This window comes from Zoogloea sp. (assembly GCF_041911615.1).
Taxonomy (GTDB): Bacteria; Pseudomonadota; Gammaproteobacteria; order Burkholderiales; family Rhodocyclaceae; genus Zoogloea.
Genome location: NZ_JAYROR010000018.1, coordinates 1 through 20,893 on the forward strand (window position 1 = coordinate 1; position 20,893 = coordinate 20,893).

Genomic DNA, 20,893 nt, shown 5'->3' on the forward strand with positions numbered 1-20,893 from the left:
GCCCATCCGGCGGTGGCGCCGCTGCGTGCGCTGCAGGCGCGCTGCTGTGCGCCGGCGCCCGAGGCGCGGCCGGGCTTCGCCGAACTGGTGGTCGCGCTGGACGCCCTCGACGCGGGTTGAGCGCGGCGCGGCGTTCAGCCGTGGGAGGTGGTGCCGAAGGGGCGGAGGAGGTCTTTCAGATAGGTCTTGGCGCCTTCGAGGCTCTTCAGGTGGGCCCGGTTTTCCGGCGCCTTCTGGAGGGCTTCGATCTTCTGCAGCCAATCGGCCGCGCGGCCATCGCTGGACTTGAGCGCGGACTGAATGGTTTCCAGGACTGCTTTGTTCATGACATCCCCGAAACGCGTTTTGACGACTGCGAAGTCTACGCCTGTGCGGCGCAGCAGGGGAGGGCGGGGGGCGATACGCTGCAGCGTCGAATGTCAAAAAGCGTGTCTTGGCGACGCGAGGCGCGACACGACGGATGCAATTTTCCGTTCATGTTGTTTTTGTTGTATTTAATAAATTTGATAGAATCGGTTCGAGCGCTTTCTGCCGGACCGACCCATGACCCGATCTGCAGCCCGATTTCGTAGCCGCCTGCTTCGCGACGCTTCGCCCCTGGCGGGTCTTGCGCTGGCGACTCCCGCCGTTGCCACCGAGGGGGGCGCCGGCGGATTGCTGGCGGAAGGCGTGGCGGTGGGCGGTGGGCTGTTCCTGCTGCTGTTGCTGCTCACCGTGCTGGTGCTGCGCGCGTTCCGCGACCGCCGGCAGGAAGTCGAGCAGGAGCGCGCCGCGGCCGAGCGCCGGGCCCGCGAAGCCGAGGCGGCGAGCGACCGCGACCGCCGCGCCTTCGAGGATCAGCGCCACCTGCTGTCGATGATGGCCCACGAGTTCCGCACGCCGCTGGCAATCATCGACGCCTCGCTGCAGTCGCTGCGCCTGCTCGACGAGGAAGCCACCCCGGAACGGGCCAACCGCTACGGCCGCATCGCCCGCGCGGTGGAGCGGATGAACGGCCTGCTCGAACTGGTGCAGACCCGCGACCGCTTCGACGTGTCGGTGTGGACCCAGGATCTCGCGGTCTGCGATCTGGCCGACGTGACCGCCGACGCGGTGGGCATCGTCGGCACCCGCGCCGAGGAGCGGGTGGCCGTGCAGGCGGCCGAGGCGACGCCGTCGCTCGAAGCCGACCATCGCATGTTGCGTTACGCGCTGCTCAATCTGATCGACAATGCCATCAAGTATTCGCCGCGCGGCTCGCGGGTCGATGTGGCGATCAAGCCGATGCGCTGGGAGAACCGCGCCGGCCTGCTCTGGACGATTCTCGACCAGGGGCGCGGCATCGCCGCGGCCGACCGGGAGCGGATTTTCGAGAAGTACTACCGCTCCGACGAAACCTCCGAGACGGCCGGGCTGGGCCTCGGGCTCTACATCGTGCGGCAGATCATCCAGCGTCATCAGGGCTGGGTGCGGGCGGTGGTGGGCGAGGCCGGCAACGGCGGCTGTTTCGAGTGCTGGCTGCCACTCACGCAGGAGTCGGAAGGGGCGCATCCATGATCCGTATCGCCGTCGTCGAAGACAACGAAGACCTGCGCGACGAGGTGGTCTTCCACCTGCGCCGGATGGGCCACGCCGTCACCGGGCTGCCCGACGGCGCGGCCCTCGATCGCCATCTGGCCGCCGAGCCGGCCGATGTGCTGGTGCTCGACCTGGGGCTGCCGGGAGAGGACGGCCTGTCCGTCGCGCGTCGGCTCGGGGTGTCGCATCCGCGCCTGGCAATCGCCATGCTTACCGCTCGCGGCCAGCTCGAGGACCGCCTGGTGGGGCTCGACAGCGGCGCCGACATCTATCTGGTGAAGCCGGTGGACATGCGCGAGCTGTCGGCGGTCTGCGAAAGCCTGTACCGCCGCCTGAACCGCGTCGAGGTGCCCGAGCGGCCCGCCGAGGGCTGGCAGCTCGAAGTGCAGTCCCTGGAGCTGGTGCCGCCCGGCGGCGCGGCGATCCTGCTCACGCCCACCGAGTTCAAGCTCATGAAGGTGCTCGCCGAGGCGGCACCCGAGCCCGCGCGGCGCAGCGATCTGGCGGCGGCGATGGGGCATCCCGAGCTGGACTTCGATTTCCGCCGCCTGGAGACGGCGCTCAGTCGTCTGCGCCGCAAGATCGAGATGCAGTCGGGGGAGGCGACCACGCTGCGCAGCGCGCGCAACGTCGGTTACGTGTTCGCCGCGCCGATCCGCCTGTGGCCGGCCTGAGGGGCGAATGCGCAGCTTGTCGGCGTAGATTCATTTTTGTCGAATCTGGCGTTAATAATAAAAATATTAAATATGTCAGAAAATGGCAGCAAACTATCATTTCTGTTGATTAGTGTAAGGGTCGGTATGAACAACCTCACCGACCCATGTCCTCCAAAGCTCAATCGACCGCCGCGCTAGAAGCCGGCTCGCCCGAACTGCGCGCCGCCCTGGGCGAGCTGCGCAGCACGCTGCGGCGCGCCCTGACCTTCGGGCTGTGCGCCAGCGCCCTGGCGCTGACCCCCTCGTGGTACATGCTCGAGGTGTACGACCGGGTAGTGAACAGCCGCAACGGCCTCACCCTGCTCATGCTCACCCTGGCCGTGCTGCTGGCCTACGCGCTGATCCAGGTGCAGGAATGGACCCGCGAGGCGTTGCTGCGCCACGCCGCGCGGGATTTCGACCAGCGCCTGGGCGGTCGGGTCTTCGAGGCGGCGCTGCGGGCGATCCGCCTGCGCGCTCCGGGCGGCGGCCCGCAGGCGGTGCAGGATCTGCACACGGTGTCCGAGTTCCTGCGCTCGCCCGTCGTCACCGCGGCCTTCGAGGCGCCGATGGTGGTGGTCTTCGTGGCGCTGGTGAGCGCGATTTCGCCCTGGCTGGGCGTCGTCACGGTGGGGGCCGCGCTGCTCCAGGGGCTGATCGGCTGGTGCAACGAGCGGGCCACCGGGCCGGCGCTGCGCGAGGCCAACCGCAAGGGCTACGCGGCGCACCAGTACGCCGAGCGCCTTCTCCAAAACGCCCAGGTGGTGCAGTCGATGGGGATGCTCGCCAACGCGCACCGGCGCTGGCAGCAGCGTCACCAGGACGCGCTCGCCGACCAGGCCCGCGCGTCGCTCGCCGCCGGCCACTGGCAGGCCGTCTCGCGGCTGCTGCAGAACGTGCTCGGTTCGGCGCTGCTGGGCCTGAGCTGCTGGCTGCTCCTCCACGACGAGCTGCACGGTGGCGGTGGCATGCTGGTGGTGTCGGGTATCTTCGGCGGTCGCGCGCTGGCGCCGTTCAACCAGTTGGTAAGCCAGTGGCCGGCGGTGGTGAATGCCCGCGAGGCTTGGCGCCGGCTGGTCGGACTGCTCGCCAGCCAGCCGCCGGTCAAGCCGGGGATGCCCCTGCCGGCGCCCCAGGGCCGACTGACCGTCGAGCGGGTGGCCGCCGTCGCGCCGGGCACGACCACGCCGCTGCTGCGCGAACTGAGCTTCGCCCTGGCGCCCGGCGAGGTGCTGGCGGTGATCGGGCCTTCCGGCGCAGGCAAGACCAGCCTGGCCCGGGTGTTGCTCGGCCTGTGGCCGGCCAGCGCCGGCAAGGTGCGCCTCGACGGCGTGGATGTGGCCACCTGGCAGAAGGCCGAGCTGGGCCCCCATCTGGGTTATCTGCCCCAGGGCGTCGAACTGCTCGACGGCACCCTCGCCGACAACATCGCCCGCTTCGGTTCGCCCGACCCGGCGCGCCTGCACGCCGCCATCGAAGCCGCCGGGCTCTACGAGTTCGTGCAGTCGCTGCCCGAGGGCCTCGACACCCGCATCGGGCCGGACGGCGCCAGCCTCTCAGGCGGGCAGCGTCAGCGCGTCGGGCTGGCCCGGGCGATCTACGGCCAGCCGGCGCTGGTGGTGCTCGACGAACCCAACGCCAGTCTCGACGAGGCCGGCGACGTGGCTCTCGCCCAACTCATCGAGAGCCGCAAGCAGGCCGGCACCGCCTTCGTCGTCGTCACCCACCGCACCAGCGTGCTCGCGGTGGCCGACAAGGTGCTGCTGCTCGTCGACGGCCAGCAGCAGGCCTTCGGCCCCCGCGACGAGGTGCTGGCCGCCATCCAGCGCGCCAACCAGCAGGCCCAGGCCGCCGCAGCGGGCCGGGCGGCGGGCCTTCCCTCCGTTCCCTCCACGGCGGCCTGTCCGCCGGTCGCCGCCTGAGTCAAGCCATGAATCCCACTCCTTCGTCCTCCGCCGGCCGCAGCGAACTGATGCGCGCGCTGGCCGCCCACCGGGGCGCGCTGCTGCGCGTCGGTCTCGTCAGTCTGGTGGTCAACCTGCTGATGCTCACGCCCACCCTGTACATGCTGCAGGTGTACGACCGGGTCGTGGTGAGCCGCAGCGAGCTCACCCTGCTCGCCGTGTCGCTGATCGCGCTGGGGCTGTTCGTGGTGATCGCCGCCGCCGAGGCGCTGCGGTCGCGCCTGCTGGTCGGCGCCAGTGCCGCCGTCGAGGCCGGGCTCGGCCTGCGGGTGTTCGGTGCGAGCTTCGAGGCCAGCCTCGACCCCCTGACCGGCGACGGCGCCCGCGCGCTGGGCGACCTGACCACGCTGCGCCAGTTTCTCACCGGCCCGGCGGTGTCGGCCTTCTTCGACGCGCCGTGGACGCCGATCTACATCGTGGTGCTTTACGTACTGCACCCGGCGCTGGGCGCCGCGGCGCTGCTGTTCGGCGTATTGCAGGCCTTGCTGGCGGCCTGGAGCCATCGCCAGAGCGTGGCGCCGGCGGCCCTGGCGGGCGAGGCGGCCCAGCAGGAGCAGGCGTTGGTGCGCGCCATCAACCGCAACGCCGAGGCCGTCGAAGCGATGGGCATGGCGCCCGCGCTGCATCGGCGCTGGATGGGGCTGCGCGGGCGCCGCCGCGATGCCGCCGGCGCGCAGCAGGAGCTTGGTCAGCGCCTCGGCGCGGTGAGCAAATTCACCCGCCAGGCCCAGCAGTCGCTGATCCTCGGCCTGGGGGCGCTGCTGGTCATCGACGGCCAGCTCACCGCGGGCGCGATGATCGCCGCCAACGTGCTCACCACCCGCGCCCTCGCGCCCATCGACACCCTGGTGGGCAGCTGGCGGGTGGCCATCGCCGCGCGGGAGGCCTTCGGCCGCCTCGAACGCCTGCTGGCGCGCTTTCCACAGCGCGAGACCGCGCCGATGCCGGCGGTGCCGGCCGGCTTCGTCACCTTGCAGCGGGTCAGCGCCACGGTGCCCGGGCGCGAGGCGCCGGTGCTCGACCACATCGATCTGCAACTGCTGCCCGGCACCGTGACGGCGCTGATCGGCCCCTCCGGCTCCGGCAAATCCACGCTGGCGCGGGTCGTGATGGGCGTATGGCCCGACGTGCGCGGCGAGGTGCTCCTCGACGGCGAGCCGCTGACGTGCTTCGACCGCGCCGCGCTCGGGCCGCGCCTGGGCTATCTGCCCCAGGACATCGAGCTGTTCGAGGGCAGCGTCGCCGAGAACATCGCCCGTTTCGGCGTCCCCGACCCGGCCCAGGTCATCGCCGCCGCCCAGGCCTGCGGCCTGCACGACGCGATCCTGCGCCTGCCGCAGGGCTACGACACCCCGGCGGGTGAGGCCGGCCAGCGCCTGTCGGCCGGCATGCGTCAGCGCGTCGGCCTGGCCCGCGCGGTGTATGGCAAGCCCTCGCTGGTGGTGCTCGACGAGCCCAACGCCAACCTCGACGAGGCCGGTGAGCTGGCCCTCGCGCGGCTGGTGCGCCAGCTCGCCGAGCTGGGCGCCACGGTGCTGGTGGTCAGCCACCGGCCCGGCATCCTCGGCGTCGCCCACCGCGTCGTGGCCCTGCAGGCCGGCCGGGTGCGCTTCGACGGCCCCCGCGACGAAGTGCTCGCCGCGCTGCGCTCCCGCGCCCCGGTCGCCGGCGACGCGCGCACCGATTCCCCCGTTTTCGATCCGCTGACGGCTCACCCCTGAGCCGCGCCCCCCTTCATTTCGACGAGTCCATCATGCCCAACGCCAACCGTCCCGACCCGCTGCTGCGGGATGACCTCGAGGCGACCGCCGCGCTCCGCGAGCCGGCCGCCGTCACCCCCATCTCGCCCGACGTGGGCGCCCGGCGCGCCACCCGCATCGGCCTGATGCTCAGCGCCGCCGGCCTTGTCGCCGTCCTCGGCTGGGCCGCCTTCGCGCCCCTCGACGAAGGCGTGCCGGCCCCCGGCAACGTGGTGGTCGACACCAAGCGCAAGGCCGTCCAGCACCAGGTCGGCGGTATCGTCCGGCGGGTGCTGGTGGGGGAGGGCAGCCAGGTGCGCAAGGACGACCTGCTGATGACCCTTGACGACGCCAGCGCCCGGGCCGGATACGAGGCGGTGCGCCAGCGCTACCTGGGCCTGCGCGCCGCCGAGGCGCGGCTGCTGGCCGAGCGCGACGGCACGCCGGCCATGCTCGCCCACCCGGACCTCGCCGCCGCCCAGCGCGATCCGGTGATCCAGAGCCAGTGGCTGGCCCAGCAGAGCCTGTTCGCCTCCCGCCGCGCCGCGCTCGCCGCCGAACTGGCCGGCATCGAGGAAAACCGCGCCGCCCAGCTGGCGGCCATCGAATCGTTCAAGGGAATGCTCGCCAACCGCCAGAGCCAGCTCGCCCTGCTCAAGGAAGAGCTGGAGCAGACCCGCGGCCTGGTGGCCGAAGGCTACGCCCCGCGCAACCGCCAGCTCGAACTGGGGCGCATGGTGGCCGACACCCAGGCCGCCATCGCCGACCTGCAGGGCAACCTGCAGCGCAGCCAGCGCAGCATCGCCGAACTCGGGCAGCGCGCCCTGCAGCGCAAGCACGAATACCGCAAGGAAGTGGGCGACAACCTCGCCGAGATCTACCGCGAGCTGCAGGCCGACGCCGAGAAGCTGCGCGCCGCCGCCGAAGAGCTGGCCCGCACCGAGGTGCGCGCCCCGGCCGACGGGCAGATCGTCGGGCTGGCGGTGCAGAGCGTCGGCGCGGTGATCCAGCCCGCCCAGAAGCTCGCCGACGTGGTGCCGGCTGGCGAGACCCTGCGCCTGGAGGCCCGCGTCGCCCCCAACCTGATCGACCGCGTGCGCGCCGGCCAGGACGTGGACGTGCGCTTCGCCGGCTTTGCCCACTCGCCGCAGCTGGTGGTCGCCGGCAAGGTCCAGTCGGTGTCCGGCGACGTGCTCACCGATCCGAGTGGCCAGCAGTCCTTCTACCTTGCCCGCGTGGCGGTGACGCCGGAAGGCATGCGCACCCTCGGCGACCGCCAGATGCAGCCCGGGATGCCGGTCGAAGTGGTGTTCCGCACCGGCGAGCGCTCGCTGCTCACCTACCTGATGCACCCGCTGGTCAAGCGGCTTGCCGCCTCGATGAAGGAGGAATGATGATGACCGCGAACCTTCCCCGCGCGCTCCGCCGCGGCCTGATCGCCCTGCTGGCCGCCGCTGCAGCCTCGGCCGGCGCCGCCGACGCGCCGCGTCTTGATCTCGCGCAGGCCTGGCAGGCCGCTCTCGCCAACGATCCGACCCTGCGCGCCGCCGCCGCCGGCGCCGATTCGGGCCGCGAACTGCTGCCCCAGGCCGAAGCCCAGCTGTTGCCGCAGGTCGCCTTCAGCTACAACCGCTCGGCCAACGACCTGTCCAGCACTTCGCCCAACTTCGTCGGCCAGCGCGTCACCTCCCAGCGCAACTACATGAGCAGCACCGCGCTGCTCAGCGTGCGTCAGCCGCTCATCCAGCCGGTCCAGTGGGCCGCGGTGCGCCAGGCCCGGGCCCAGGGCGCCGACGCCGACGCCCAGTTCGCCAACGCCCGTCAGCAGCTCGCCGCGCGCCTCGCCGAAGCCTATTTCGCCTTCCTGCTGGCCGACGACCAGATCGCCCTCGTCGACGCCCAGACCGTCGCCCACGCGACCCAGCTCGACGCCGCCCGCAAGGCCCTGGCCGCCGGCTCCGGCACCCGCACCGACATCGACGAGGCCCAGGCCCGGCTCGACCTCGACGCGGCCCAGGCGCTGGAGGCGCGCCAGCAGGCGATGCTGGCCCGGCGCCAGCTCGGCCAGCTGGTCGGCATGCCGTTCGGCGGCGTCGCGCCCCTCGACCTCGCCCGCCTGGCCGGGCAGCCGCCCCGGGTCGGCGAGCTGGACGACTGGCTGCAGCGCGCCGAGCAGCACAGCGCCGAGCTCAAGTCGCTGCAGGCCCGCCTCGAGGTGGCCAGCGAAGAGCTCGCCAAGGCCCGTGCCCGTCACCTCCCGACCCTCGACGCCATCGCCCAGTACAACCGCAGCGACAGCGAGACGATCAGCCGCATCGACGCCACCAGCGACACCGCCAGCATCGGCGTGCAGCTCAACGTGCCGATCTACTCGGGCGGCGGCGTCCAGTCGGCGGTGCGCCAGGCGGCGGCCGAGCGCATCAAGGCCGCCGAGAACCTCGCCGCCCTGCGCGCCGACCTGGGCCTGCGCCTGCACCGGGAATACCGTGGTCTCAGCGAAGGCCTGCTGCGCGCCCGGGCGCTCGAGCAGGCGGTGCGCTCCGCCGAGCAGATGGTGACCTCGAACCAGCGCAGCTTCCAGGCCGGCGCCCGCACCACCCTCGATGTGCTCAACGCCCAGCAGCAGCTCGCCACCGCCCGCCGCGACCTCTCCCAGGCCCGCTACACCGCGCTGCTGTCGCTGGTTCGCCTGCAGGCGCTGGCCGGCGTGTTCGACGAAGGCGAGCTGGCCGGCCTGAACGACTGGCTACAGCGCTAAAACGGCAAAATTAAAAAATTTGATATTAAATTGGCGTTGATTGTTAGTTTTCGTCATCTTTGACAAATTGTTTCGCGATAACTTTCCTTCAACCGAATCTCCGGACTTCCGCCCGAACGCGGCTGCCGAGTCCCCGAATCCGTCCGATCAGCCCCCGATTTGACTCCCTAGGAGCGTCGCAATGACCACCAGTACCGCCACCCAGATCCTGTTCATCGACTCCCGCGTCACCAGCGCCGATTCGCTGCTGGCCGGCCTCGATTCCTCCATCGAAATCGTCTGGCTGAGCGCGGACCGCGACGGTCTCGACCAGATCGCCGAGACCTTGGCGGGGCGTACCGGCATCGGCGCCGTGCACGTGGTTTCCCATGGTGGCGCAGGTTACCTGACCCTCGGCGCGGGCGTCGTCGATACCGCCAGCCTCGCCGCCCATGCGGCCCAGATGGACGTCATCCGCGCCGCCCTGACCGATTCCGCCGACCTGCTGCTGTACGGTTGCGACGTGGCCGCCGGCGATGCCGGCACCCGCTTCATCGACGCCCTGGCCGGCGCCACCGGCGCCGACGTGGCCGCCTCCACCGATCTCACCGGCGGCGCCCTGATGGGCGGCAACTGGACGCTCGAAGCCGCCACCGGCACCATCGAGACCGCCGCCATCGCCCCCGCCGCCTACGACGACGTGCTGGCCCCCAGCAACGCCGGCTTCGAGAGCGACTTCACCGGCTGGGTCACCAGCGACGCGGTGATCGGCACCGGGTCGGTGTATTCCGCCGGCTCCAACAACTGGACGGTCAATCCCTACGGCTCCAAGATGGCCGTGATCCAGCCGGCCGGCGCCTCGGGCGAGCTGGCGGGCGTGTACTCCGCCCTCAAGGTCGGCTCGGCGGCCCAGAGCTACCTCAACACCCGCTTCTCCAACCCGACCAACTTCGGCTACGTCTACACCGACGTGACCCTCACCGCCGGCGAGACTTTCCAGGTCGCGTGGAACTACGTCGCCACCGACTACTCGCCGTACAACGACGCCTCGTGGGTGTCGCTGGTGAACACCAGCAACCTGTCCGACACCTCCATGTCGATCACCCCGGGCGCCGGCTCCACCGCCGTCTCGGGCCAGGTGTCGATCCTCGGCGCCACGGTCACCGGCACCGGCAACTACGTCACCGGCAACTACGGCAGCACCGGCTGGCAGACCGCCACCATCGTCGCCGGCGAAGCCGGCACCTACCGGCTCGGCTTCGCGGTGTTCAACCTCGCCGACACCATCCTGTCGCCCTACCTGTTCGTCGACCAGGCCGCCGGCACCACCCTCAAGAACGGCACGCCCTTCGGTCCGGTCGCCGCGCCGACCGTGCTGCCCCCGCCGCCGCCCGCGTCCAACGTCGCCCCGGTGTTCTCGTCCCCGACCGTGACCTACTCGAGCGGCAGCAACACCTTCGCCGACACCGCCGGCGACGACAGTTTCGTCACCGCCGTCGGCAAGCTCAACGCCACCGACGCCGACGGCAACCCGCTCACCTTCTCGGTCGCCGGCGGCAGCTCGTCCACCACCAAGGCCACCGCCTACGGCACCTTCACGATCACCAACGCCAGCACCGGCGCCTTCACCTACACGCCCAACAACGGGGCGATCCAGGCGCTCAAGAGCAGCGTCACCGACAGCTTCTCGATCACCGTTTCCGACGGCAAGGGCGGCACCGCCACCACCACCCTCAGCTTCGCCATCAACGGGGTGAACGACACCACCGTGTTCGGCGGCAGCCACACCGGCGCGGTGCAGGAAGACGGCACCACCAGCGCCAGCGGCACCGTCACCGCCAGCGACCGCGACACCGGCGACGCCGCCATCAGCGCCAGCGCCGCGGCCAGCATCTACGGCACCTTCATCGTGGACGCCAGCGGCAACTGGACCTACGCCCTCAAGAACGGCTCCGCCGCCGTGCAGGGCCTCAATGGCGGCGCGGTGGTCTACGACAGCTTCACCGTGCACACCGCCGGCGGCGCCGACCAGACCGTCACGATCACCGTCACCGGCGTGAACGACCGCCCGACCCTGTCCTCCAACGCCGCGCTGCTGACCCTTGCCGAGGACGCCAGCCCGGCCAACGGCCAGACCGTCGCCACCCTGTTCGGCGGCCGCTTCGCCGACGCGGACGCCGGCGCAAGCTTCGGCGGCATCCTCGTCAGCGCCAACGCCGCCACGGCGGGGCAGGGCGCCTGGTACTACAAAGCCGTCGGTGGCGCCTGGACCGCGATCCCGACGGGGGGGCTGTCCACCTCGAACGCCCTGGCCCTCGCCAGCACCACCCAGCTCAAGTTCATTCCGGCCCATGACTACAACGGCACCCCGGGCGGGCTCACCGTCTTCGCGGCCGACGACCAGTACGCCGGCGGCTTCTCCACCAGCGCCGGCCCGGTGCTCGCCGCCACCAGCGGCGAGGGCGTGTCGACGGCTGCCGTCGCCCTGTCGATCACCATTTCGCCGGTCAATGACGCCCCGGTCTTCACCGCTCCCGGCGACATCGCCGTGAGCTTCGCCGAAACCGCCGTCACCGACCTCACCGGGGCCCTCGTCAGCGCCGCCGGCCCCGCCCTCGGCGGCACCCTGGCCGCCACCGACGTCGAGAACGATCCGCTCCTCTACGCGATCCAGGGCGGCGCCACCGTCGGCAACCTGTCCATCCTGCAGGGCACCTACGGCCAGCTCTCGGTCGATCTGCTCACCGGCGTCTGGAGCTACCTGCCCAACAAGATCGTTGCCATCAACGCCCTCGACGCGGGCGAAGTCGGCCTCGAGAGCTTCACCCTGCACGTCACCGATCCGTCCGGCGCCAACGCCACCAAGCAGCTCAACGTCAGCGTCATCGGCGCCAACGACACCCCGATCGTGTCCGCCACCGTCGCCGACCAGGGCTTCGCGGGCCCCGGAGAATGGGTCTACCAGATTCCCGTCGGCACCGTCACCGACGCCGAGGGCACCGGGCTGAGCTATGCCGCCACCCTGTCCGACGGCAACCCGCTGCCGGGCTGGCTCCACTTCGACCCGGTCACCCGCACCCTCAGTGGCAACCCGCCCAAGAGCCTCGAGAACACCGCCTTCGACGTGACCCTGACCGTCACCGACAATCACGGCGTGGCCGTCAGCGACACCTTCACCGTCGCGCTCGGTGCCAATCTCAACGACGTGCCCACCGGCGCGGTCTCCATCGTCAATGACAGCAGCGCCCCGCGCGGCACCGCCAGCCCGCAGCAGGGCGACGTGCTCAGCGTCGGCAACACGCTGGTCGATGGCGACGGCCTGGGCGCCATCAGCTACACCTGGTACGCCAACGGCGTGGTGATCGGCAACGGCGGCAGCCACGTCCTCACCCAGGCCGACGTGGGCAAGTTCATCTCCGTGGTGGCCAGCTACACCGACGCCGGCGGCGTGACCGAGTCCATGTCCAGCGCCAAGACCGGCGCGGTGATCAACACCAACGACGCCCCCACCGGCGTGCCGACTGCGACGCTGGCCCAGGGCACCGAGGACAACGTCTATCACGTCACCCAGGCCGACCTGCTCAAGGGCTTCAGCGACGCCGACGGCGACATGCTCGACGTCATCGGTCTCATCGTCCTCGACGGCAACGGCCAGCCGCTCGCCGGCGCCAGCGTGTCGGCCAAGTATCCCGACGGCTCCTACGCGATCACCCTGCCGCCCAACGCTTCCGGCGACTTCCAGCTCGCCTACCAGGTGACCGACGGCCTCGCCACCGCGCCCGCCGTGCAGACCTTCGGCATCACCGCGGTGAACGACGCCCCGTCCGGCCTGCCGGCCGGCATCCTCGCCGACGGCACCGAAGACCAGCCCTGTCTCGTCTACGCCGCCGATCTGCTCAACGGCCTGAGCGACGCCGAGAACGACAGCCTCAGCGTCATCAACCTCCAGGCCGACCACGGCAGCATCGAAGACAACGGCGACGGCACCTTCACGATCACCCCGAACCCCAACTACAACGGGCTCCTCACCCTCAGCTACAGCGTCATCGACGGCCACGGTGGGGCCGCGGGTGCCAGCCCGGCCCACATCGTCCACCAGTACCTGAACATCGTCCCGGTCGATGACGGCCCGGTGCTGCTCTCCCCGGCCACCGACCAAAGCGTCCTGCCGGGCGACATCCTCGGCTTCAGCGCCGCCGCCTGCTTCGGCGAAGTGGATGGACAGAGCCTCAGCTACAGCGCCACGCTCTCCGACGGCTCGCCGCTGCCAGGCTGGATCACCTTCGATCCGAGCACCGGCAACTTCACCGCCGCGCCGGGCGCCGGCGATATCGGCACCCTCGGCATCAAGGTCGTCGCCAGCGACGGCAACAACACGCTGCAGACCACCTTTGCCCTCGACGTTCCCGGCGTCACCGGCAACACCGCGCCCGACGGCACGCCGAACCTGCTCCTGCCCGACGGCGTCGAGGACGTGCCCTACGTCGTGTTTGGCGCCGACCTGCTCAGCGGCATGAGCGACGCGGAGGGCGGCAGCCTGTCGATCGTCAACCTGCATGCCGATCACGGCACCGTCGTCGACAACGGTTCCGGCATCTACATCGTCACCCCCGAGCCCAACTACAACGGCCCGGTCAACCTCACCTACGACGTGCTCGACGGGCAGGGTGGCAAGACCGTCGTCAGCCAGCAGTTCGTGCTCGCGCCCGTCGATGACGCGCCCACCCTGGCCACGCCCCTGGGCAACGTGATCGCGCTGCAGGGCACGCCGATCACCCCCTTCACGGTCGGCGGCCATTTCGCCGAAGCCGACGGCGCCGCCCTCAACTACACCGCCACCCTCTCCGACGGCTCGCCGCTGCCCGGCTGGCTCAACTTCGACCCGGCCACCGGCACCTTCAGCGGCACGCCGGACGCATCGGTGGTCGGCGCCCTCGGCGTCAAGGTCGTCGCCTACGACGGGCTCGGTGTCGGCAGCCAGTCCGTCCAGGCCAGCTTCCTGCTCACCGTCACCTCCACGCCCAGCTCCACCGACGACAGCGTGTCCACCCTCAAGGACACCCCCATCGTCCTGTCGATCGGCGACTTCGGCGACTACTACGACCCTCAGGGCGGCGCCGAGCACTACGTCATCATCACCGGCCTGCCGGCCCACGGCACGCTCGCCTTCGACAACGTCACCATCGTCCAGGGAGATCTCGCCAACACCTCCGGCCTGCCCAGCGGCACCTCGCCGCTGCCCGCCGGCGAGGTCGGCTACTGGGTGTCGGTGGACGACATCCTCGCCGGCAAGCTGGTGTTTACCCCCGAGGCCGGCTACCACGGCCCGGTGGACATCGGCTTCAAGGTCGAAAAGAACCCGATCAGCTACACCAGCTACACCCTCGCCATCGACGTCGCCGACACCAACGATCCTCCGGTGCTGAGCGGCACCCCGACGGTCCTCACCACCACCGCCGAGGACACCGCCAAGGTCGTCACCCTCGATCAGCTCCTGCAGGGCTACACCGACCCCGAGGGCCAGCCGCTCCTGGTCGTCGGCCTGAGCGCCGACCACGGCACCGTCACCGACAACGGCAACAACACCTACACGATCACGCCCGAGCTCGACTACAACGGCACCATCGTGCTCAGCTACGGCGTCAGCGACGGGGTCAACACCCTCGCCACCGATCTCAACTACAACCTGACGCCGGTCAATGACGCGCCGGTGCTCGCCAACCCCGTCGGCGACAAGACCCTTGCCGACGTGCAGGCCGGCATCACCCTGCCGTCCAACATCTTCACCGACGTGGACGGCGACGTCCTCACGGTCACCCCGACCCAGACCAACGGCGATCCGCTGCCGGCCTGGATGACCTGGGACGGCAACCAGCTCAAGCTCACCGGCACCCCGCCGGGCGGCACCCCCTACATCGACATCCTGCTCACCGCCAGCGACGGCAATGGGGGCGACGCCACCAGCACCTTCCGCATCAGCCTCACCGCCGGCGCCACCGGCAACGGCGTCGAGACCGCCAACAACCCCGGCAGCGTCACCGTCAGCGCCAGCACCGCGCCGGTGGGCGGCGTCTATCCGGCCGGCACCGTGCTCACCGCCAACGTCAGCGACGTGGACGGCTACAACTCCGCCATCGCCTACCAGTGGCAGATGTCCGCCGACGGCGTCAGCGGCTGGAGCGCGATCCCCAACGCCACCAGCTCGCAGCTCACCCTCGGCCTCACCGAATCCGACCAGTACATCCGGGTCAGCGCCTACTACACCGACGGCGGCAACATCCTCGAAACCCCGGTCTCCTCGCCGGCGATCCACGTCGCCCTGCAGGACCACGCCGGCGCCGTCGCGATCAGCGGCACCCCGGCCGCCGGCTACACCCTCGCCGCGACCCTGACCGACAGCGACGGCCTCACCGGCGCCAGCCCGACCTACACCTGGAAGGCCGACGGCGTCACGGTGCAGAGCGGCAGCTCCAACGCCTACACCCTCACCAACAGCGAAGGCGGCAAGCTCATCAGCGTCCAGGTGAGCTACACCGACGACAAGGGCTTCGCCACCACCGTCAGCGCCACCGATCCGAACCCGATCCAGCTCGGCTCCGTGCCCCCGGTGCCGGCTGCGCAGAGCACCGACGCCACCGAAAAGGGCGGCATCGCCAACGCCACCGGCGGCAGCGGTGCCAGCGGCAACCTGCTCAGCGGCGCCACCGACGGCAACGCCGGCGACGTCATCACCTTCGACAGCGTGCGCACCGGCAGCGTCGCCGGCCTCGGCGCCCCCGCCCTGATCGACCCGTCGAACCCTGCCTACGTCGTGCTTGACGGCACCTACGGCCAGCTCCGCGTCGAGCTCGCCACCGGCGCCTACACCTACACGCTGTTCGACACCCACGCCAACGTCCAGGCCTTGCGCGCCGGCGAAGTCGCCACCGAATCCTTCAACTACACCCTCAAGGATTCCACCGACCTCACCGGCACCAACTCGCTCACCATCACCGTTCATGGCACCGACGACGCCCCCGGCGGCAGCGGCCTCGTTGCCAGCGCGACGGTGACCGAGGACATCGCCACCGCGGTCGACCTCAGCGCCCTGGCCCTGGCCGACGTGGACGGCATCGGCACCGACACCTACACGCTGACCCTCTCCGTCGCCACCGCCGGCGCCGTGCTCACCGCCACCAGCGGCGGCGGCGTCACCGTTGCCGGCAGCGCCAGCGGCACCCTCAGCCTCACCGGCACCCTGGCCGCCCTCAACAGCTTCATCGACAACGCCGGCGCGCTGCACTACACCGGCAAGCTCAACGACGACACCAGCGACACCCTCACCGTCACCCTGCAGGACGTCACCAGCGTCGGCAAGCCGGTGGTCAGCCTCGGCACCGTCGCGGTGGACATCACCCCGGTGAACGACGCCGCCACCCTCGACCTCGATGCCGACAACTCCAGCGGCGTGGTCGGCACCGGCTATGCCGCCGGCTACACCGCCCGCAGCCACGTCGCGGTCCACGTGGTCGACAGCGACGTCACCATCCTCGACCCCGACCACGTCGGCGCCACGCCCGACACCATCACGATGGCCACCGTCGCCATCGCCAGCGGTGCCCTCGACAACCTGTTCGGCAGCTACGAAACCCTCACCGCCCAAGGTGCGTCCATCGTCACCGTGGGCGACGAGGTGCGCTTCAAGTTCGCCAACTACGACGCCGCCGACACCAGCACCTACCTGGTGCTCGCCGGCAACGGCTCGGCCAAGCTCAGCTTCATCGGCACCGGCTCCTGGGCGCAGTACCAGGACGCCCTGCGCACCGTCCTCTACGACGACGCCAACCCCAACGCCTCGGCTGGCGCCCGCAGCGTCACCGTCTCGATCCAGGACGGCGCCATCACCACCGGCAGCAGCGACAACAGCCTCACCACCGTCGCCACCGCCACCATCAACGTGATCTGGGCCCCGGTGGTCGACCTCGACGGCGAAGCCACCGCCAACGTCGACGATCGCAGCTACGCGATCACCTACACCGAAAACGGTGCGCCCCTCGCCATCGCCGCGCCCGACGCCAGCATCACCGACCTGGACGGCAACATCAAACAGGTGCAGGTCAGCCTGCGCAGCGGCGACCCCAGCGCCCCGATCGGCGCCGCCGACCACCTGTCGATCAGCCCCAGCATCGTCACCCTGCTGGCCAGCAAGGGCATCACCACCGTCGTGAGCGGTGACGCCCACACCGTCACCTTCACCGGCAACGCCGACGGCTCGGTGTTCCAGCTCGGCCTGCGCGCCGTCAAGTACAGCAGCACCTCCGACTCGCCGGCCCAGGGCCTGGTGCGCTACGTGGATGTCACCACCGTCGACATGCAGGACCACGTCGGCGTCGGGGCCACCACCACCATCAACATCGTCCCGGTGAACGACGCCCCGAGCGCCGTGGCCGACACCCACACCGTCGGCGAGGCCGGCGGCCTGCTCAACGGCATCCCCGGGTCGAGCCCGGCCGGCAACGTCCTCGCCAACGACACCGATCCCGACGCCTACCTCTCGTCCAACCCGGCCCAGGCCGAGACCAAGGCCGTCTCCGCGGTCGGCTTCGGCCTCACCGCCGGCACCGTCGGCCAGCCGCTCGCCGGCCAGTACGGCAGCCTCACCCTCAACGCCGACGGCAGCTTCAGCTACACCGTCAATGACGGCAACGCCACCGTCCAGGCCCTGCGCGCGGTTACCGACACCCTGACCGAAGTCTTCACCTACACCGTCGTCGACGGCGGCGGCCTCACCAGCACCAGCACCCTCACGGTCACCATCACCGGCGTCAACGACACGCCGGTCATCACCGTCGCCCCCGCCGACAGCGCCGCCGCCGCCCTCACCGAGACCGATGCCGGCCTCAGCGCCAGCGGCACCCTGTCGGTCGAGGACGTGGATCTGCTCGACACCGTCACCGCCAGCGTCACCGGCGTGGTCGCCAGCGGCGCCACCACCGGCCTCGCCGCCGACAACGCCACCCTGCTGGCGATGCTCGGCGTCGATCCCGGCGCCGTCATCGACGCCAGCCACACCACCGGCACCCTGCACTGGCACTTCGCCTCCGGCAGCGAGGCCTTCAACTACCTGGCGGCCGGCCAGCAACTGGCGCTCACCTATACCGTCAGCGTCTCCGACGGTCAGGCCAGCTCCACCCACAGCGTCGTCGTCACCGTCACCGGCACCAACGACAGCCCGACCATCGGCGTCATCGCCCAGACCGACCTCAACGAGCAGAGCAACGCCGCGCCCCTTGTCGCCGCCATTCCGCTCAGCTTCACCGACGTCGACCTGGCCGACGTGGGCCACAGCGCGGCCATCACCGCCGTTCAGGCCAGCGGCCAGACCGCCGGCCTCGTGCTCGACAATGCAGCGCTGATCGCCCTGGTCACCCCGAGCTTCATCATCAAGCCCGCCGGCGGCAGCTTCGGCGTGGCCAACCTTGGCTTCAGCGCGCCCGCCAGTGCCTTCGACTACCTCGCCGCCGGCCAGCAGCTCAGCCTCACCTACACCGTCGCCATCGACGACGGCGACGGCGGCATCGCCAGCCGCGACTTCGTCGTCACCATCACCGGCACCAACGACGCCCCGACCCTCGTCGCCACCGACGTTGCCGGCGCCGTCAGCGAAGTCGGCGGCAACGGCCTGCTCGCCGACAGCGGCAGCCTCAGCTTCGCCGACGTCGATCTCACCGATCTGCCCACCGCCAGCTTCGTCGTCCAGTCCATCCAGGCCGTCAAGGCCGACGGCCTCACCGCGCTCGCCCTCAGCGGCGCCCAGCAGGCCGCCATCGGCAGCGCCTTCTCGCTGGTCCCGGATGCCGGCAACACCCACGACGGCAGCGTCGCCTGGCACTACGCGATCGGCGAGCCCGCGGTGGACTTCCTCGCCGCCGGCGAACAGGTCACCGCGGTGTTCACCGTCACCGTCGCCGACGGCCACGGCGGCAGCGCCGCCCAGGACGTCACCGTCACCCTGACCGGCACCAACGACGTCCCGCTGCTCACCGCGGTCGACGTTGCTGGCGCCCTGGTGGAGCAGGGCGGCAGCGGCACCCTCAGCGACAGCGGCTCGATCAGCTTCACCGATGTGGACCTGACCGACCTGCCCACCGCCAGCCAGGTCCTAAAGTCCCTCGACGCCGTCAAGCACGACGGGGTCACGCCGCTCGCCCTCACCGGCAGCCAGGCCATCGCGCTCATCAACGCCTTCTCGCTCAGCAGCGCGGTCGGCAACACCCACGACGGCAGCATCGACTGGACCTACGCCATCGCCGAAGCCGACGTGGACTTCCTCGGCCAGGGCGACACCGTCACCGCGGTGTTCACCGTCACCGTCGCCGACGGCCACGGCGGCTTCGCCAGCCAGGACGTCACCGTGACCCTCACCGGCACCAACGACGCCCCGGTCCTCGACCTGAACGGCGCGGGCGCCGGCGTCGACACCGACGTCATGTTCAACGCCCGCGGCGACGCGGTGTCGCTGTTCGCCCAGGACGCCTCCGGCAACCTCACCCAGCTCGTGCTGACCGACAAGGACGACGGCGACCTGATCGACGGCGTCAGCCTCACCCTCGCCCCGGGCGACGCCCTCGACAACCTCGGCGACGTCACCTACGAAACGCTGTTCTCCACCCACGGCAGCGGCAGCTTCAGCTACGACGGCTACACCCTCACGATCGCCGGCAACGGCACCAGCGGCAGCCCGCTCACCATCAGCGGCGCCGGATCGGTGGCAGCCTACAAGGCCGCGCTCGCCACGCTGCAGTACATCGACACCAACCAGAACGCCTACGCCGGCAACCGCGCCGTCACCGTCACCGTCACCGACGTCGGCACCACGCTGCCCGGCGGCAACGCCGCGCCGCTGTCCGCCAGCGCCACGCTCACCGTCAACGTGAACTGGAACCCGGTGGTCGACCTCAACGGCCCGGGCAGCCAGGCCGGCCTGCCGGTGGACGCCAACGTCCAGCGCGACTACCTCACCAGCTTCGTCGAGAAGCAGCCCACCACCACCTACATCGCCTCCAACAAGGCGACCTTGTTCGATCAGAACGGCCTCATCAGCCGCGTCGAGGTCGACCTCACCAACGCCCAGGACGGCGCCGCCGAAACCCTCTCGATCGGCGCCGGGGTCGTCTCGATCCTCGCCGGCCTCGGCATCACCACTACCGTCTCCGCCGACCACCACAGCGTCGTCTTCGAGGCGGTGGACGCCACCGGCCGCGACGTCTCGCAGTTCCAGATCGGTGTGCGCGGCGTCGCCTACGCCAACAGCAGCAACGCCCCCACCGAGAGCGTGCTGCGCGAGGTCACCGTGGTGCCCTTCGACACCGACGGCGCCCAGGGCGTCTCCGCCACCGCCTACATCGGCGTCCAGGGCGTCAACGTGCCGCCCACGCTGCAGAGCGTCAGCAGCGGCAGCGTCGCCGAAGTCGACCTGGCCGGCAGCGCCGCCTGGACCGACGCCGGCCTCAGCGGCACCCTGGTCGGCGCCGACGAAGACCTGCAGACCCTCACCTACGGCATCAGCGGCGGCACCACCGGCGGCAGCTACGCCCCCGCGGCGCTGACCTACGACGTCAGCAAGGCCGGCAGCTACGGCACCCTCTACGTCAAGTCCGCCACCGGCGACTACCTCTACGTGCCCGACAGCGCCAAGGTCAACGCCCTGTCGGCCGGCGAGGCCCAGACCGAGAGCTTCACCGTCACGGTCTACGACGGCGTCGCTGCGCCGGTCACCCAGACCTACACCCTCAACCTCACCGGCACCAACGACGCGCCGACCCTCAATGTGCTCGCCAGCGACCTCGCTGGCGGCGTCACCGAGCGTCCGGACGGCGCCCCGGACGAGAACAGCGCCACCCTCGCCAGCAGCGGCACCCTCATCTTTGCCGACGTCGATGGAGCCGACAGCCACGCCGCCAGCATCGCCGCCAGCGTCCACGACGGCGCCGGCAACCTCATCGCCGCGCCGCTGGGCAGCCTGAGCCTGGGCGTGCTCGACCCGCTCACCAAGACCGTGGGCTGGAGCTACAGCGTCCCGGCCGGGCTGCTCGATGGCCTTGCCGCCGGCGAGACCCTGACCCAGGTGTACAGCGTCAGCATCACCGACAACCACGGCGCCAGCGTCACCCAGGACATCACCGTGACCCTCACCGGCACCAACGACGCGCCGACCCTCGA

Annotated in this window: 8 protein-coding genes; 7 read left to right on the forward strand and 1 reads right to left on the reverse strand. The window is 70.7% G+C overall.

Going from position 1 to position 20,893, the window contains the following annotated elements; all coding sequences use genetic code 11:
- Positions 1–134 precede the first annotated feature (134 nt).
- A complete protein-coding gene (locus tag ACE3P2_RS02635; RefSeq protein WP_374260665.1) occupies positions 135–326 on the reverse strand; it encodes a hypothetical protein in 192 nt (63 codons plus the stop codon).
- A gap of 217 nt (positions 327–543) precedes the next feature.
- Between ACE3P2_RS02635 and ACE3P2_RS02640 the strand changes: the two genes are divergently transcribed.
- The 7 genes from ACE3P2_RS02640 to ACE3P2_RS02670 form a co-directional block, all read left to right on the forward strand.
- Positions 544–1,536: a sensor histidine kinase gene (locus tag ACE3P2_RS02640; RefSeq protein WP_374260668.1), complete on the forward strand. Its 993-nt coding sequence runs from the start codon at positions 544–546 to the stop codon at positions 1,534–1,536.
- Positions 1,533–2,231 (forward strand): response regulator transcription factor, encoded by a 699-nt coding sequence (locus ACE3P2_RS02645; protein ID WP_374260671.1) that lies wholly within the window; start codon positions 1,533–1,535, stop codon positions 2,229–2,231. Before ACE3P2_RS02640 ends, ACE3P2_RS02645 begins: the two co-directional genes overlap by 4 nt.
- Before the next feature lie 146 nt (positions 2,232–2,377).
- Positions 2,378–4,174: a type I secretion system permease/ATPase gene (locus tag ACE3P2_RS02650; RefSeq protein WP_374260673.1), complete on the forward strand. Its 1,797-nt coding sequence runs from the start codon at positions 2,378–2,380 to the stop codon at positions 4,172–4,174.
- A gap of 8 nt (positions 4,175–4,182) precedes the next feature.
- Positions 4,183–5,937 (forward strand): type I secretion system permease/ATPase, encoded by a 1,755-nt coding sequence (locus ACE3P2_RS02655; RefSeq protein WP_374260675.1) that lies wholly within the window; start codon positions 4,183–4,185, stop codon positions 5,935–5,937.
- A 32-nt stretch (positions 5,938–5,969) separates the two neighbouring features.
- A complete protein-coding gene (locus ACE3P2_RS02660; RefSeq protein WP_374260677.1) occupies positions 5,970–7,349 on the forward strand; it encodes an HlyD family type I secretion periplasmic adaptor subunit in 1,380 nt (459 codons plus the stop codon).
- Positions 7,350–7,351: 2 nt separating this feature from the next.
- Entirely contained in the window at positions 7,352–8,713 is a 1,362-nt protein-coding gene (locus ACE3P2_RS02665; protein WP_374260680.1) for a TolC family outer membrane protein, read from the forward strand.
- 181 nt (positions 8,714–8,894) lie between these two features.
- Positions 8,895–20,893: VCBS domain-containing protein (locus ACE3P2_RS02670; protein ID WP_374260683.1), on the forward strand; the 11,999-nt coding region annotated here is incomplete at its 3' end.

Coding starts and splice junctions, on each gene's coding strand:
- ACE3P2_RS02645 (WP_374260671.1), top strand. CDS start 1,533: ATGATCCGTATCGCCGTCGTCGAAGACAACGAAGACCTGCGCGACGAG.
- ACE3P2_RS02655 (WP_374260675.1), top strand. CDS start 4,183: ATGAATCCCACTCCTTCGTCCTCCGCCGGCCGCAGCGAACTGATGCGC.
- ACE3P2_RS02640 (WP_374260668.1), top strand. CDS start 544: ATGACCCGATCTGCAGCCCGATTTCGTAGCCGCCTGCTTCGCGACGCT.
- ACE3P2_RS02660 (WP_374260677.1), top strand. CDS start 5,970: ATGCCCAACGCCAACCGTCCCGACCCGCTGCTGCGGGATGACCTCGAG.
- ACE3P2_RS02650 (WP_374260673.1), top strand. CDS start 2,378: ATGTCCTCCAAAGCTCAATCGACCGCCGCGCTAGAAGCCGGCTCGCCC.
- ACE3P2_RS02635 (WP_374260665.1), bottom strand. CDS start 326: ATGAACAAAGCAGTCCTGGAAACCATTCAGTCCGCGCTCAAGTCCAGC.
- ACE3P2_RS02665 (WP_374260680.1), top strand. CDS start 7,352: ATGACCGCGAACCTTCCCCGCGCGCTCCGCCGCGGCCTGATCGCCCTG.